This window comes from Methylosinus sp. KRF6 (assembly GCF_018887255.1).
In the GTDB taxonomy this organism is placed as follows: domain Bacteria; phylum Pseudomonadota; class Alphaproteobacteria; order Rhizobiales; family Beijerinckiaceae; genus Methylosinus; species Methylosinus sporium.
Genome location: NZ_JAHLJF010000007.1, coordinates 13,867 through 29,496 on the forward strand (window position 1 = coordinate 13,867; position 15,630 = coordinate 29,496).

Genomic DNA, 15,630 nt, shown 5'->3' on the forward strand with positions numbered 1-15,630 from the left:
GTAATATAGATGCCAGCAACTCCTATAATAGCGCACTCGGCAAAAGCGAGTCTTGAAAATTTTGCCAAAATTTCCGCATCATGGACAGATATGTGGTATTCCCTAGCCTGAATTTTTACGTTAAAAAACGGCAAATACCGTGCGAAGACAAAGAAAGTGCTATATAGCAATTGCTTGTCTCCGCTGCATTTTTGTATCGCAAGTCGAGCATTCATCACGTATATTCCTGACGCGGCGCAAATTATAGCGGCAAGACTAAGCACAATTTTCGACGCGTCGTTCATACTTGCTCTCCTTTAAAGATTATGTCACTCGACTGGAGGTTCCAAATAGCCATTGTTACTCATGGTGATCATTTTAAACGAATTTAAGCATGCCAAATTCTCAACTTCGAATTGCTGTGAGAAATCGCTTTTTGGGTGAGCGAATTCACAATTCCTTAAGCTTGAATGATAACAGTCCCGTTCATGTCGTCAAGCATGATTTAGAGTCGGCCCTTGGCCGCAATCACGCCCGCCGATAGGCGGGTTCTCTTTGGCTCCGATAGGACGCTCTGCCCGACATGTTCAACGACATTCGGGACTGGCTGAGCTTCGCGATCGGCGTCGTTTCACTGATCCTGGCCTTGAAGGTTGCGCGGCCTCGTCACCGCTATTGTCGGCGCGAGCGCTTTTGTTCGATCGAGTGGACGACCTATGACCGCGACGACGACAGCCGCTCCTGAGGTTCGCCTGCTTCCACAGGTGACGCGCCTTTTTTGAAAACCCCTTCGCACCTTCATGCTGGTGCACGCTCTACTATATATGATAATATCCTTTATAATACAAACGACTATGTCGTCGCCAGCCCCGCTTCTGACTTTCACCAGGCGCGACAAATGTAAAGATTTGTCCTATGTGCCTGAACAACATCCGGAGGTAGTAGCCCCCCCGCTCTTGTCTCGGCGTTGAGGAAGCAGGCGGCGGCTTTGGCGCTTGCGGCGCGGGCTTGGGGCCGCCGGGCGGCTGCGGACTGGCTGGGCCGCGCGGCGAAGCGCCGGGCGGGGGCGCGGTGCCGCTTCGCTTATCGAATGCGTGTCCATCTTCGCGACCTTCGGAATTGATTCGTCGTGCCCAGTTTCGCCGGGCCCGGAGGACGTCAATTGCGATCACGAGAAGATACGACGGGCGCTGTAACGCGATTGCAATCCGAGCGGCACGCCAAGCCCGTCATGCTTGAGTGCCCGGATTCCTTGACGTGCAACAAATATTTGGATAGCGACCGGCTAGGGTCATCAGGTCGATGACTCGCCGTGTTCCGGTTTGAGCGCGGCGAAAAAAAAATTTGAAAGGGGCTGCACAAAAACGGGAGCTTTCGGCTATATTTTCGATAGCGGGGCGATTAGCGCCCGGCTTCCCCAACCCGCCTCTGGCGGGTTTTTTGTTGGCATCCACCCACGAGACGCCGACCCCGCATGTTCGACAACATGGCGGGCTGGCTTCATGCCGTTGCGGTTAAATACGGCCTCTCGTTCCTGCGACGACTCTGGCCCGCGAAGCGGCCAGGCTACCATGAAAAATTCTGGTCGCTGAAAGTCCGGGAATTCGAGGTGACGTACTACCGCCGTGACGACGACCGCCAGCCCTAAGCCTCGTCTCTCGCCTTAACCGGCGACCCCTGAATCAGGCTTGAGCGAGGTCGATGTTGCGCGTCCCTACCGTTGCAAAAATTAAGATTTTTGTAACACGCGCCGTGCCCTTGCTTTTCAAGGGCTTCCGAGGTGCAAAAGTTGAGCGCTTCCCTACCCTGTCCGCATGACGATTTTCGGATATGCCCGCGTCTCGACGGACGGACAGAGCGTTGATGCTCAGGTGCGGCAGCTCCGCGCCGCTGGTGCGGAAAAGATTTTCAAGGAGACGGCCAGCGGCGCGAAGAGCGACCGCGCCCAGTTGCGCCGCGCCGTCGCCTCGCTCGGCAACGGCGACGTGTTGCTTGTGACGCGCCTCGACCGGCTGGCGCGATCGACGCGCGACCTACTCAACACGCTCGACACCGTGGCGAAGGCCGGAGCGGGATTCCGCTCGCTCGCCGACGCATGGGCCGACACCACGACCCCACACGGCAGATTGATGTTGACCGTTCTCGGAGGGCTTGCTGAATTCGAGCGCGAGTTGATCCGCGCGCGCACCGGCGAGGGCCGCAGCCGCGCGAAGGCGCGGGGCGTTCACATGGGCCGCCCCCCTGCCCTCACTCGCCATCAGCGTGAGGAAGCGCTTGCGGCGCTCGCGGAAGGCAGCGCGACGCAAGCCGATCTCGCGCGGCGGTTCAATGTCTCGCGCAGCACGATTTCGAGGCTTTAGCCGTTCCGTGGTCTTGAAGGCCATTGGGACGAAGCGGACTCTCAGGTCTCCCCGCGTTTCAGGCGCGCCAGATACTCCTCGCGCGTCATGGATCTCGATCCCGCCTCCTCGCGCCGAACTCGATCCCGGCCCGGGAGGGCGTCACGGAGGACGTCCAGATTCTTCCAGGGCGCCATCTCGTCCCCGCGCGGCTCGCCCGGCACGAAGGGGGATGTTTCCGCGCGCTGATAGCGATGCACATAGCGCGAGCAGTTCACGAAGGCCTCATAGACCTTCACCACCAGCAAAAGCTCCGCGCCGGGAAAGGCTGCAAGCTCCGCCTCGTCGCGCACGAGGCGCGCGGCGCCGTGGATGCGCAGCCGGTGCGGCTGCTCGAAATCGATGAACAGCAGTCCGACCTTCGCATTGGCGGCGACATTGCCCGCGGAGAGATACATGCCGTTGCCATCGTAGCTCGGCAATGCGAGGGTCTGGTCGTCGAGCACCCGCACGAAGCCCGGCGCCCCGCCCTTGTAGGAACAGGTCGGAAAGCCGCGATGATCGACGGTGGCGAGGAACACCATGTCCCGCCCGGCGATGAAGGCCCTGTGCTCGGTCGTCAGCGTGCTCGTCACCATCATCTTGCGCAAGGTGTTGGCCAGCGGCCGGCTGTCGAAGGCGTCCTGCAGCAAGCGGTGCGACTCGCCATAGAGCTCGGCGATCGCCCCGAGCGACGGGCGAAAGTCGGGCTCGTCCGGCGGCGGAACGAGCGACCAGACGAGACGGTCGAGGCAGATCGTCCACAATATGCGGTGCGTCGCAGCCGCTTCCTCCCCCTGGAGCTCGCCGTGAGTGAGCGTCAGCTCGCAAGCATCGGCGCCCAGAGGGCGCAGATCGACGTCGACCCGCGTCGGCGGCCCGCAAAGGCCGGCTGCGGCCCCCTCATATTCCCAGCTCGAGGAGATCCGCCGCTCCGGCGCGACGTCGATGTAACGGCCGCAGAGCTGATAGCGCGTTCCATCTGGATCGAGGCCCTCCAGCCGGTAGGCGCCGCCCGGACGCGGGTCGATGACCGCCTCCCGCAGCGCCCCGGCTCCCGGAATCAGCCAGCGGACCAGCCATTTCGGGTCCGTCCAGGCGGTGAATATCTGTCTCGCCGGCGCGTTGATGCGGCGGACCAGGACGAGCGAGACCGAACGACCCGCGGCGCTGGTCATGGCACGCGCTCCAACGTCACGCGGTCCAGGGCGCGGCCGCGCGTCTCGGGCAGGAACAGTCCTCCGACCACGAGCGCGACCAGCAGAACGCCGGCTGCGTACCACAGGCCCGCATAGAGATCGCCCGTGGCCGTGAAGGCGGCGAAGGAGATCGCCGGCAGGAAGCCGCCGAACCAGCCGCCGATATTGTAGGACATCGCGAAGGCCGTGGTGCGGATGCGGGTCGGGAACATCTCCGCCATCCAGGCCGAAAGCGGGGCGGACGCCATTGCGACGAAGACGCTGAGGGCGGCCATGAGCGTGATCAGCATCGACACATTGGTCAACTCCGGCGCGGCGCGGGCAGGATATCCCGCATCGGCCAACGCAGCGGCGAGGGCGACGTCGAAGGCCTTGGCCTGCTGCGTGAAGGCCGCCCGGTCGAGCCCGACGCCCTCGAAGGCGGGAACCACCGCGGCGCCGATCTCCACCTCAGCGACGCGGCCCGGCGACGCTGCGCGATTGGCGTAGGGCACGCCGAGCTTGGCGACGGCGCGCCGGGCGATGTCGCAGGGGTTGCGGAACTCGGCGAGGCCGAACGGATCGAACTGGGGGCTGCACGTCGCCGGGTCGGCCGCCACCGTCACCGGATGCGTGGTCATCGCCGCCGCAAGGCGCGGGTGCGCATAGTGGGTGACGCCGAGGAACACCGGATAGGCGGCGAGCGCCGTGCCGATGAAGCCGGCGAGCACGACGGGCTTGCGGCCGATCCGATCCGACAGCCAGCCCGCCAGGATCATGGCGGCGATGAAGACCACGCTGTAGCCGAGGATGGTGTAGTGCAGCAGGAAGGGATCGATCTTCAGGTTCAACGCCAGGAGATAGATCGGATAGGAGCCGGTCGCGATCGCGACCGACTGGCCGGCGGCGGCGCCGAACAGGACGAGCAGCGCCACGCGCAGATGGTCCCAGCGACCGAACGCCTCGCGTAGCGGCGTCCGCGAGCCGCCACCCGACCGTTTCATAGCCAGGAACACCGGAGATTCCTGCAGGCGCAGCCGGATATAGACCGAGACCAGCATGAGCACGGCGGAGAGCAGGAATGGAATGCGCCAGCCCCAGGCCTCGAACGCCGTCTTTCCGAGCGCCAGCTCGCAGGCGAGCACGACCAGGATCGCCAGAGCCAGGCCGCTCGCCGCGGTGACGGCGATCGCGCTGGTGGCGAAGCCGCGCCGGTGGGCGGGGGCATATTCGGCGATATAGGTGACTGCGCCGCCGAACTCGCCGCCATAGGCGAGGCCCTGCAGAATGCGCAACGCCATGAACAGCAGCGGCGAGGCGACCCCTATGGCCGCGTAGCTCGGCAGCAAGCCGATGAGCACGGTCGACAGGCCCATGATCAGTATGGTGAGTAGAAAGGTGAATTTGCGCCCGGCGCGGTCGCCGAGGGGGCCGAACACCAGCCCGCCGAATGGGCGGGCGACATAGGTCACGGCGGCGGAGAGCAAGGTGAAGATATAGGCATAGGCGGGATCGAGCCCGGAGAAGAACTCGGCGGCGACGATCGCGGCCATCGGCCCGTAGAGCACGAGGTCATAAGCTTCGAAGATGGCTCCGAGAGAGGAGGCCACCACCACCCGGTGCAGGCTGCCGGGATCGGCCGCCTGGTCGGCGGCGGGCGTGGGCACGGACGTTGTAGCCAGTTCGCTCGAGAGGACATTCTGGGTCAAGCGCTTCCTCCATCTTGTTTCTACCGGTAGGCGCCGGACTCTAACGGCCCGTGTCCTCCGCCTTCATCTGAGCGACCACGGCGTCCAGGGCGTCGAGCCGCTCGCTCCAGAAGCGTTCATGCGCATCGAGCCAGTTCCGGGCGGCGTCGAGACCACGGCGGTCGAGGCTGCACATCTGATGACGGCCCTGCTTGCGTCGGATGACGAGACCCGCTCGTTCCAGCACCTTCATGTGGTTGGAGACAGCGACGAAGGAGATCGGAAATGCGGGAACGATTTCTCCAATGCTGCGCTCGTGTTCGGTCAGCATACGCAGAATCGCCCTGCGATGCGGGTCGGCCAGAGCGTGAAAGACCGTGTCGAGCGTCGCCTCAGAACATTTAATCATTTCATTTAATATCATCGCCCGCGACGTCGGTTGTCAAGATGGAGCGCGGACATAAAGGGCCACGCCTCTAACGAAGGCGCCGCCAAGACGCGTTGGCGCAAGGTCGCCGATCAGCTCCGGCCGATGCTCCCTGGCTCGCCGCCTTCATGGACGACGCCGAATGGAACGTAATCGCCAATGCGCGCGAAATCGCCAGCATCGAAGGCAGGTCGAAGCGTTTCTCGACCGGATCGTCGAGTCTGGTCCGCGACGAAATCCAGACTGCCACGACCACCGTCGCGTAGCCTCGATCTTCGATCCCTTCGGCCACATCTGGGCGCTGGTGCAGCGGAAGGCCGAGGACGTGTTACTGGCAGCGTGACTGTACTCTGCCAAACGCGACGTTCGCGCCAGTAGTTCGTCGATTTCGTCGAACTCCCCGATGAGGATCGCTCCACGGTCTCGAGCTCATCCACCGCCGCGTCTTCGTCCTCGAGGGCGCCCGCGCCGGCAGCGGTCGCCGTGAGGAGAATGCCGTGTAGTCGCGACACGCGCCCCGCAGGCTAGCGAAGGGCCCTTGCAGGCGCTGGGATGAAACAGAGGTGGGAAGCCTAATCCATTTTTAATTCCGTATGAATCAAGACTATTATCAAGTTATATCGAATTTAGCTTGAGTGATAGAAGATGCTTTTTTCTCTTTCGCCTGCCGGATCGAAATGCAGCGCCGCGGCCGCCGAAAGCTAGCCTCGGGACGGTTCCAAAGGTGGGTTTTCGGCCCGCAAATCGACGAAAAGGGCCGTTTTTCGGGCCTTTCTCCTGCTCGCCTCCGTGTGTGGGCGGCGAACTTCGGCCTTCGGATGCGATTTCAAACGACCGATTTATAATGTGCTATAGTTCTGGAACAGATGTTGCAATATATAGGTGCTTCATGCTATAAACCCGACAAATGCAACAAACGCCCACGATCCAGGCCAAAAACCTGAAGGAACTCGCCCTCGCCGTCGCTCGCGACCGCGGGATCGCTCGTTCGCGGGATTTCGAAGCCGCGGGAATCCCACGCATCTACCTTCAACGCCTCCGAGACAAGGGACTGCTCACGCAACCCGGACGGGGGCTCTACGCACTCGCGGGCGGCCAAATCAGCGCACACCACAGTCTCGCCGAGGCCGCCAAAACCGTTCCCTCCGGGGTTATCGGACTGCTGTCCGCGCTCCAGTATCATGAGCTGACGACCCAGCTTCCGTCCCAGGTCTGGATGCTCCTGCCATCAAAGGCATGGGCGCCGAGGAGACCGCCGGTCACGCTGAAGATTCTTCGCGCCAGTGGTGAGGCGCTGAAAGCCGGAGTCGAGCAGCAGCTCGTCGATCGGGTGGTCGTCCCCATTACATCGCCGGCCAAAACAGTGGCCGACTGTTTCAAATATCGCGGCAAAATCGGCCTCGACGTGGCTATCGAGGCGCTGCGGGACTGCATGACGAAAAAGCGGGCCACGCGCGACGAAATCTGGCGTTATGCCGCCATTGATCGCGTCCAGAATGTCATGCGACCCTATCTGGAGGCGCTTTCGTGACCCGAGAGCCGCTCAAAAATCTCCCGGCCTCGGTGCGAGACCGGCTGACCCAGCGTGCGCGGGCCGCCGGCGAGAATGTTCAGCTGATCCTGACCCGCTACGCGATCGAAAGGCTCCTGTATCGACTGAGCGCTTCGCAGCATCGAGAACGGTTCATCCTGAAGGGCGCTATGCTCTTCAGCCTGTGGGCGCCGACGCCTTATCGCGCTACCGGCGATCTCGATCTTCTCGGGACAGGCAACCCCGAGCTCGAACAATTGATCTCCGTCTTTCGAGCAATTCTTCAGGTCGAAGTCGTCGAAGACGGCGTCGCCTTCCGACCCGACACTTTGCGCGCCGAGCCGACGCGACCGCAGGACGAATATGCGGGCGTTCGGATCTTGTTCGACGCCTCGATCGCCAATGCTCGGCTGCCTATCCAGGTGGACATCGGATTCGGCGACGCTATCACCCCTGCCCCACAGGAGATCGAGTATCCGTCGCTGATCGGAATGCCAGCGCCGAAGCTCATGGCCTACCCGCCTGAGACCGTCGTCGCGGAAAAGCTCGAGGCACTGGTATCGCTCGGCGTGGCCAACAGCAGGATGAAGGATTTCTTCGATCTCTGGGCGATCAGTCGGACCTTCGCATTCGATGGGCAGGTGCTGACCAAAGCCATACGCGCGACGTTCGAGCGCCGCGGAACGACGCCGCCGACTGACATTCCATTCGGACTTTCAGAGGCGTTCGTAGCGGATCCGGTCAAGCAAACGCAGTGGCAGGCCTTTCTTCGGCGCACCGAGATCGCGATGGCGCCGGAGCCGCTGAACCAAATTATCCCGTCGATCGCCTCATTTCTTGTGCCGGTCCTTCAGTCCGCCGCTGACGAACGGACCAGTCCAGGAAAATGGCCGGTCGGCGGCCCTTGGAGAGATTGATCGGTGCCCCTGATCGGCTACGCCCGTGTCTCGACCGAGGAGCAGGTCACGGACGCACAGACCGATGTGCTGAAGGCGGCCGGCTGCGTCGAGATTTTTCGCGAGCATATGTCGGGGGCGAAAGCCTCGCGGCCGGAACTCGCCAAGGCCCTTTCGCGGGTGCGCCGCGGCGACGTGCTGGTCGTCGCGCGGCTCGATCGTTTGGCCCGCTCGCTGTCGCATCTCCTCGCCCTGATCGCCGAGCTCGACGCCAAGGGCGCGCATTTCAAATCGCTCGCCGATCCCATCGACACCACGACCCCGCAGGGCCGGTTCGCCCTGCAGGTTCTCGGCGCCGTGGCCGAGTTGGAGCGCGCCCTGATCCGCGAGCGCACCAAGGACGGCCTGCGCGCCGCCAAGAAGCGCGGCCGCATCGGCGGCAACCCAAAACTGCGCGCCGGCGACCGCGACGCCATCCAGCGCATCGTCGACGCCAAGGCGGCGAATTATTTCGAGCGCGTCAATCGAACGGCCGAACATTGGTTGCCGGTCGTCCGGCAAATGCGCCCGGATCACCGCTGGCAGGATGTCGTGCGCGTGCTCAACGCCAAGCGCGATACCGCCAGCGGCGCTCCCCTGCCCCAATGGACCGTCGAGCGCCTGAAGCGCGCGGTTAAATGTTTCGTCGCCGAGGGCTTGATCGAGCCCCGCCTCCTCCATCAAGCCGCCAGCCGAAAAGTCAGCAGCGAGCGCCTGGTCACGCTTGTCGCCGGGATCAAACGGGCCAATCCCGATCTGACGCTCGCGCAAATCGGCGCGCAGCTCGAGGCCATGTATGAGCGCACGCCGCGCGGAGGAGCCCGCTGGGCGCCCTCCTCCGTCAAAAGCCTGCTCGATCGCGCCGAAAAGCTCCGATTGCTCGACGCCGAAACGCTGTGAGCGAGCGAAGGGCCGAGGCGCGTCCAAAAACCCATCTCCGCCTCACCCCGTTTTCTTGCGATCTCGCGCCGACTTCGCGGCCTTGCCGCGCAGCAAGGCCATCAGCACCGGCCCGAGCGAGAACTCCCCTGCCCTCGCCTTTTCGGTCAGGACGCGGAGATAGCCGCCGGCGCTCTTGATCTCATCGCCGCGTTGCAGGATCGCGGCGATGACGATGGAGGCGTCATGGTCGCCCAAGACATCCAGGGCCTGCGACCAGGCGTCTGGCGAAACGCCGAGCGCCGAGCGCACCGTCGCCGCCGCTGCAGCCAAGTCTCGCCATGAGGAAATTTCGCCGCCTCTGCCGTAATCGACGATGTCCGGACAGGCCTCCAGCACCATGCCGAGCGGATAGGCGCGAAGCGCTGGCTTGGAATCGACAGTTTGAGAGCGTTCCGAGGATACTTCCGGCGCTCGAACGATCGGCCCCCTGCTCTGTTCGAGGTTTGGCCGGGGGGGATCGGTCCTGCCTTCTTGAAGGCTAGGTTCAAGTTCAGAAAAATTTGTGGTTTGATTCTGTATGTGACGCTCAGATTGAGACTCATTGCCGCTCATATTTTGAGCTTTTATGTGCGTTTCCAGCAGCTTGTGGGTTTCAGTCGCCAGCAGGGCGAGTTCGCCGGCCAAAGCGTTCAGATCGGCGTGAGAAAGCCCCCGCCCGTAGCGCCCCGAGAGCGTCGCATAGCGCTGATGCGCGTCGTCCCAGTCGCCCGAAACGCCCTCCTCCAATCCTGTCTCGATCATTTTGACGATGTCGCGCCGGGTGAGGGTGATCTTTTCGCGCAGCAACGCGATCGCTCGGTTCTCGGCCCGCACCTCCTCGGCGAGGTTCTCGATTTCGCTCGAGCGCGCGACGAGCGGCGCGAGGTCGAAGCCGAAAGCGTCCTCAATGGCTCCCCCCTGCCCTTTGCGGGCGAAACGTTTGCCGTTCGGAGAATCGCGGCGGATGATCAACCCAGCGTCGACCAGGCAGGCGAGATGTCGCCGCAGCGTCGCCGGCGCCATGCCATGAGCGCGGATCGAGAGCTCCTTGTTCGAGGGAAACACGACGATTCCGGCGCTAGCCGAGCCTGCCTCGGCGGACATCGAATCGATCTCCGGCAAACTTAGCGCGGTCTCCTGATGGAAGCTCAGCAGCGCGTGCAATACGGATAGCGCCCGGTCGGTGACGCCGAGCGGCTCTTTGGCTTCGGTGAGCGCACGAAACAGACGCCATTTGTGGACGACGGTTTCGGATGCCCCCGGCCTTGCGGAGAAATATTCGGTCGCGGTCTGGCTCGCCACCATGGCAAGCGACAGCGGTCGCCGCCCGAAGGGCGTCGTTGGACGTATCTGCATGATCCTTTGCCTCGCTCAGGCAAAAGAAATCCGCTCGCCGAAACGACGTCAGTCTCTCACGAGACGCTTGACAGTGATTCGCGGAAGTGAGAATCTCGGCTTGCTACAGAACGAGAAGGGCTTCCGGGACTTGGTTTCGGGGGCCTTTTTCTTTTGCGTCTAGGTTGCTTCCTCTAAATTGCGTCAAATTGGCCCGACTCCATCGGGCATTTCTCAAGCATGGGGCCGCTTTCAGGCCTCCTCTTCTCTCGCGAGAAATCGTTCCACGATGTGTGGAATTTCTCCTCTCAGAAATTCTGAGAACGCCTCAGAATGTTCGCGAGCGAGGCTAAATCTGATGTCTCCACCTTTGAACGTCGCCTTGCCGATGGCCCTCCCAGACTTTGCGAGTAATTGAACATCCCGCCCTTGTTCGGCTGACGATGCCTTCAATGCTCCAAGCACGATTCGGAATCGGTCGTCAGAACGAGTCCCCAAGACCTTGTCAGCTGCCAAGGTTTTTTCGATTTTGGCCAAGCCGGTCGGATCCGCTGTCAAAGCTGACGCAAGCTCGACCCACCTAGGTCGTCCTACTTTTGGAGCTCGGCCGATCGCCTCAAGAATACCTTCCGGGATAGCCCGACAAACAGAGCGGAACCGCGCAAGCTCAGGGTCGTCAATACCCAGGGCAGCTCGAATATCCCTAGCCTTGATCCCAGCGGCATCCATGCGCCAAGCGAAAAGAGCTCGTTCAATCCACGTCAAATCCTGTCGCGCCGCATTCTCGATTCCCTGCGCGACAACAAGTTCGCTGTCCGAATAGTCCACGATCATGCATTTGAGGGGACGGCCGAGTTCTTTGGCTGCCCGCCACCGCCTATGCCCATAGACTACCTGATAGCGCCCGGGGGAACCGGGGTGGCGCCGGACTTGAATCGGGATCTTCTGACCCTCATCCTCGATTTGTCTTTTGAACGCTTCAAAGTCCTCCTCAGAGTCATCTGGGAGCCGGTCTGGAAATGGCGAAGGTTCGATTAGATCAGGATCGACCTCCAGTCCGCTGCCACTCTCAAGTTGAGCGCGTAGCCGATCCCGTTCCTCCCTAATGTCGGTGAGTGTTCTTTGGGTCGCGCCTATAACACCCGCACCCACTCGCGCTACGGTCCTGCCTCCGACGCTGGACTCCGCGGTGCTGCCTGCAGATGATCCTGGCTGATCGCTTAAGAGGGAGCCGAAATTTGCGATGATAGATTTTCGTGGTTCGCGCTTGGTCATGCCGCTCGTCCCCAGCTCTCCGTGATCAGCCCAAGGATCCGCTCATTCACCGCGTCGATCGATTCGCGCGCTCGGTGAAATGTATCTCGTCTTATCTGCCCTGGCTCCAGTTCATAGAGGCTGCGCTTCGCTAGTCCCGCAGCCTCGACCGCTGTGCTTTCAATCGCTGTCGGAACAAGCACGTCGCTGCCAAAGAGATGCCGAAGCATCGTCACAACTTCTGTTTGCGGTAGATCATTTGGATTATGACGCGTGATCAAGTAACGGAAAAAATCCTGGCGAAGGGTCGCGCCTGCGTCGCGAATAACGATCGCAAGATCCCCCATCATGAGAAGGAACTGGCTCATGGACGCGACGTCCAACATCGCGGGATGGACCGTTACGATCATCCCCGTCGCTGCATAAATCGCTCCCAGAGTTAAAAAGCCTAGCGATGGCGGCGTATCCAGGATCACGACGTCGTAATCGTCTTCGACTTCCGCGATCGCTGAGCGAAGACGCTCAAAAAATACTGTGCCAAAGTTGCCAGTTTTCTCGGCTAGCACCCGAGGCGTGTCATGCTCATATTCCATGACCTCGATGTTGCCAGGAACCAGATCAATACCGGAAAAGTAGGTCTTTCGAGCGATTTCGCGTAGGGGTCGACGTCGCTCATCGTAACGTAGCGCTGCATAGACGGTTTCGTTTTCGCCAACATCCACTTCGGGCTGGGCACCGAACATTGCAGATAAAGAGGCCTGCGGATCGAGATCAATTGCAAGGACCCTGTAGCCTTGGAGCGCCAGGTAATGAGCGAGGTGCACGCTGGTTGTGGTCTTTGCACTCCCTCCTTTAAAATTCGCGATAGCCAAAATTTGAAGGTGATCGCCGATACGGCGGCGGGGAAGAAACCGCAAAGCGTCCGCAGGCTTTTGCTGCGCGAATAGCTGCCGCAGCTCATTGATCTGAGCGAGAGTATAGGCACGATGGTTGTTATCGAGACGAGCGGGCGCGGGGCCCTTTCCCTCAATCGACATCGTTCGCAAAGTGGATTCAGGGATCGATGTGAGTTTGGATACCTCATTCGTCATGAAGTACCGGAGGCCTTTTTCTGCGCTGGGTGGGTACATGCGTTCGCGCACATCTTGAAGATGTGTAGATAAAATCTCGGCGTGATGCACAATCTTGTCGACTGCGTCTTCGCCGGCTACGCTGGCCGAGGTCAAAGCTGTCATCAACGTTCCAGCATTCTCGTGACGGTCAGAGGGCGCTTTGACGCCCCTAGAGCGTCAGACATAGCCACGATTCTCCAAACACGTCCAGCAATTTTGAGTTAACGGAATGCTAATCGACGCCCCGCCGATGAGAACAAGGAGCTTTGCCCGGGACTTAGTCCCGAACGAACCCTATCTATCCAAGGAGACGCAGAACGCCCACAGCCCGCACCTTAATACGCGACGACCTCGATGATTCCCGATCTGGAAAGGGGAGGGGAGGGAGGGGCCGGTACAGAAGTCGGGCGGCCGAAAATATCGTCCATCACGCGATGACGCGGGGCGAGGATCCTGACGCCCTTATTCATACCGAGGTCGACGACGGCACTCCTTCGAAATCCATCGCCGTCACCGCCCGCGAGACGCGCCCAGCCCTGTGAAAGATCGTGCGCTTCAACCGTAGTCTCACGGGTGTTTACGGTTCAGCTCAGCCGCGTGCGTCCGCCCAACTATCGACGCGCGGCAGTTCGGCATGATGCCACCTTGCGCATTTCACCCAGGTCATAATGGGCCGACTGGACAAACGCGCGTGATTATTGAATAATCCACCACATCGCACTCAGAACCCATGGCTCGAAAAGTGGCGCATCGACCCGCCGTCCCCGACATCATCGACGGCAAAGCCGTTCAGAGCCTCGTCGAGGCGCATGCCGTTCGCGGTGCGACCGTCCTCGGCCAGAAGGGCGGATGGGCCGTCCTTGTACGCTACGGCGTCCTTGAGCGCGCCATCGCCGCCCAGCGCGCTCGCAAACCCCGCCTCTGGCGCAACCTCGCCACGGCGGCAGCCTTTGTGCGTGACGAGCTCGGCGTCGTGCGTTTCGAGGTGGACGCGCAAGCCTATGAACCAGACCCCGGCGCACGCCGACGCCCCGACCAGGCCGAACGGTTACGCAAGCAGCGCGAGGCGGCGGAGCACGACATGTGGTTTCGTACCGAGGTGCAGAACACTCTCGACAGGATCGACGCCGGCAAGATCGGACTCCTAGACGAAGACTCATGGGCGCAACGAGCGGCCGAAAAACGCGCCGAGCTTACGCGTCGGGCCGCCGAACACAACGGTTAGCGCGTGCGCCTGTTACGCCGCGACAGCTACGGCGACGACCTCGACCGTATCGTCGAACACATCGCGAAGGACAAGCCGAGAGCCGCGCTCGCGATGTGGGATGAAATCGAGTCTCAAGTCGAACGCTTACGAAAGTTTCCGAATTCCGGGCGGCCCGGCCGCCTGAGCGGCACACGCGAGCTGCTCGTACCACGCACGCCATTTATCGTAGTCTATCGCGTCGCCGAGACACACGTCGAGCTGGTCCGCGTACTGCACGGCGCGCAACAATGGCCGAAGTCATGAAATGGTTCGAACGTTTATCAACGGTTGGCCCCTGAGCTGATGAAGCAATGGGCGAGTCGGCGGATAGCCCGACAGGCTCATCCCCTGAGACGAGCCATCTCCGCCTGAGTTAGCCCGGCATGCTTGCGAAGCTCGCGCAGATGTACAGGAGCGCAAACAACCGACGAACAAGCGCCCTTTACGTGCGCCAGCGCTTCGCCTCCCGTTTTCAAGGCCGCCGCTCACGGCCTGCCGTCTCAGTGTAAAGTCGACCTCTTCGCAAGCCCCCCTGAGAAATCCGAAGCCCGGGCGCGCTTGCAGGCAAGAACCACGGCATGGATCGACTTCTCGGCGGTGAGCGTCATCTCTCGCATTCGATCGAGGGTCTCGGCAAAATCCTTCTCATTCGCCGCCTTCGTAGGATCTCCCGTCACCTCTTCGATCGCCACGAACATCGCCCGGAGCGTGGAGAGCACGGCCATCGCGTCAACTGCCCGTTCCGACAGATCCAATTCCTCGGCGCCCCCGAACAGCCCCTCCGCGAATCCATCCAGCTCCTGCCGTCGCATGGTCGCCAGCGACATGATTTCCTCTCTAATCGCCCGTGACTGCACTCGCTTCAGCCGGAACGGATCGCTACGTTCCTGATGCCTCGTCAATCGGTTCCATAGACCCATGACGAGCGCGCCGATGAGTTCGTTCGCTTCGTCGATCGAGTCGAACGGAGGCAGTTCACCACCCCACAGGCTCTTCACGGTCTCGATTGGCGACTTCGAGGAAGGGCTAGCGATGTTGCCGAGGAGCCGCGCACGGACTTCGTGGAATGGCACGGGACACTGGTAACGATCGAGCAACGTCAGCACTTGGGCGTCGGTCGCCGTGGGCGAATTGGGCCGTTTTGCCACGTCGTTCCTCTGAGCGGGATGGTGTCGCGCCGACTGACGATAGCGTGGGAAAACATGTGCGTCCATCGCGGGTCGGCGAACGCGGTTTTATGACCGTTTGACGGTACATCCGAAGGCTGACGTTCGCCTCCGCCTCATAGTGGCGAGCAGGAGAAAGCCCGGGAAAACAGCTTTTTTGTCGATTTGCGGCCCGAAAGCTCGCCTCCAGAGCCGTTCCGAGGCTTGATTTCAGCGGCTGCGGCGACGGGTTTCGGTCCGGTCTACTAAGGAGGAACAGGCATCGCCTATCACTCAACCTATAATCATTTTCACTTGATTTACGATTCGATTCCCGCCGAATTAAAAAAGGCTTAGGCTTTCCCGGCTCGGTTTCATTCGAGCGCCTGTAAGCGCCCTTCGAGAGCGCGTCAGACGCCCTCGCGCGCTTCAACGAGCGGCTTCGCCTAGTCCCGTCGCCGAGGCGTTCACTCTCCGGGCTGTAGAGAACCGCCTATAAGC

16 protein-coding genes are annotated in these 15,630 nt (G+C 61.4%); 9 read left to right on the forward strand and 7 right to left on the reverse strand.

All coding sequences use genetic code 11. The features are described from left to right. Positions 1-562 precede the first annotated feature (562 nt). The 3 genes from KP010_RS21125 (at position 563) to KP010_RS21135 (ending at position 2,339) form a co-directional block, all read left to right on the forward strand. Positions 563-724, forward strand: coding sequence for a hypothetical protein (locus tag KP010_RS21125; protein ID WP_216281632.1), 162 nt, complete (start codon positions 563-565; stop codon positions 722-724). Positions 725-1,453: 729 nt separating this feature from the next. Then, complete coding sequence (locus KP010_RS21130; protein ID WP_166146140.1) at positions 1,454-1,627, forward strand: hypothetical protein; 174 nt, start codon at positions 1,454-1,456, stop codon at positions 1,625-1,627. Between the two features lie 166 nt (positions 1,628-1,793). Then, on the forward strand, positions 1,794-2,339 hold the full coding sequence (locus KP010_RS21135; protein ID WP_216281634.1) for a recombinase family protein: 546 nt from the start codon (positions 1,794-1,796) through the stop codon (positions 2,337-2,339). A gap of 41 nt (positions 2,340-2,380) precedes the next feature. On the opposite strand, the gene KP010_RS21140 is transcribed toward KP010_RS21135, so the two are convergent. Genes KP010_RS21140 through KP010_RS21150 form a run of 3 tightly spaced genes read right to left on the reverse strand, consistent with a single transcriptional unit; the run spans position 2,381 to position 5,632 of the window. Then, on the reverse strand, positions 2,381-3,535 hold the full coding sequence (locus KP010_RS21140; RefSeq protein ID WP_216281636.1) for an SRPBCC domain-containing protein: 1,155 nt from the start codon (positions 3,533-3,535) through the stop codon (positions 2,381-2,383). Continuing rightward, the gene (locus KP010_RS21145; protein ID WP_253203962.1) at positions 3,532-5,244 is read right to left on the reverse strand and encodes an MFS transporter; all 1,713 of its coding nucleotides are present in this window, start codon (positions 5,242-5,244) and stop codon (positions 3,532-3,534) included. Before KP010_RS21145 ends, KP010_RS21140 begins: the two co-directional genes overlap by 4 nt. 40 nt (positions 5,245-5,284) lie before the next feature. After that, positions 5,285-5,632: a helix-turn-helix transcriptional regulator gene (locus tag KP010_RS21150; protein ID WP_216281638.1), complete on the reverse strand. Its 348-nt coding sequence runs from the start codon at positions 5,630-5,632 to the stop codon at positions 5,285-5,287. Between the two features lie 160 nt (positions 5,633-5,792). Between KP010_RS21150 and KP010_RS21155 the strand changes: the two genes are divergently transcribed. From KP010_RS21155 to KP010_RS21170, 4 genes are all read left to right on the forward strand, one after another. Continuing rightward, positions 5,793-5,993, forward strand: a complete 201-nt coding sequence (locus KP010_RS21155; protein ID WP_216281640.1) for a hypothetical protein — start codon at positions 5,793-5,795, stop codon at positions 5,991-5,993. Positions 5,994-6,557: 564 nt separating this feature from the next. Then, positions 6,558-7,181, forward strand: coding sequence for a type IV toxin-antitoxin system AbiEi family antitoxin domain-containing protein (locus KP010_RS21160; protein ID WP_216281641.1), 624 nt, complete (start codon positions 6,558-6,560; stop codon positions 7,179-7,181). A 32-nt stretch (positions 7,182-7,213) separates the two neighbouring features. After that, entirely contained in the window at positions 7,214-8,098 is an 885-nt protein-coding gene (locus tag KP010_RS21165) for a nucleotidyl transferase AbiEii/AbiGii toxin family protein (RefSeq protein ID WP_371824248.1), read from the forward strand. Positions 8,099-8,101: 3 nt separating this feature from the next. Further along, positions 8,102-9,016: a recombinase family protein gene (locus tag KP010_RS21170; RefSeq protein ID WP_216281643.1), complete on the forward strand. Its 915-nt coding sequence runs from the start codon at positions 8,102-8,104 to the stop codon at positions 9,014-9,016. A gap of 42 nt (positions 9,017-9,058) precedes the next feature. Here the strand turns inward: KP010_RS21170 and repC are convergent, their stop codons facing one another. From repC to repA, 3 genes are all read right to left on the reverse strand, one after another. Then, a complete protein-coding gene (gene repC, locus KP010_RS21175) occupies positions 9,059-10,393 on the reverse strand; it encodes a plasmid replication protein RepC (protein ID WP_216281644.1) in 1,335 nt (444 codons plus the stop codon). Positions 10,394-10,624: 231 nt separating this feature from the next. Next, the gene (gene repB, locus KP010_RS21180; RefSeq protein WP_216281645.1) at positions 10,625-11,647 is read right to left on the reverse strand and encodes a plasmid partitioning protein RepB; all 1,023 of its coding nucleotides are present in this window, start codon (positions 11,645-11,647) and stop codon (positions 10,625-10,627) included. Continuing rightward, a complete protein-coding gene (gene repA / locus KP010_RS21185; protein ID WP_216281646.1) occupies positions 11,644-12,861 on the reverse strand; it encodes a plasmid partitioning protein RepA in 1,218 nt (405 codons plus the stop codon). The genes repB and repA overlap by 4 nt, the downstream gene beginning before the upstream one ends. A gap of 619 nt (positions 12,862-13,480) precedes the next feature. Here repA and KP010_RS21190 point away from each other — a divergent pair. Beyond that, positions 13,481-13,963: a hypothetical protein gene (locus tag KP010_RS21190; RefSeq protein ID WP_253203963.1), complete on the forward strand. Its 483-nt coding sequence runs from the start codon at positions 13,481-13,483 to the stop codon at positions 13,961-13,963. Between the two features lie 3 nt (positions 13,964-13,966). Continuing rightward, on the forward strand, positions 13,967-14,248 hold the full coding sequence (locus KP010_RS21195; RefSeq protein WP_166145709.1) for a type II toxin-antitoxin system RelE/ParE family toxin: 282 nt from the start codon (positions 13,967-13,969) through the stop codon (positions 14,246-14,248). 236 nt (positions 14,249-14,484) lie between these two features. Here the strand turns inward: KP010_RS21195 and KP010_RS21200 are convergent, their stop codons facing one another. Next, a complete protein-coding gene (locus KP010_RS21200) occupies positions 14,485-15,090 on the reverse strand; it encodes a hypothetical protein (protein WP_371824249.1) in 606 nt (201 codons plus the stop codon). Between the last annotated feature and the right edge of the window lie 540 nt (positions 15,091-15,630).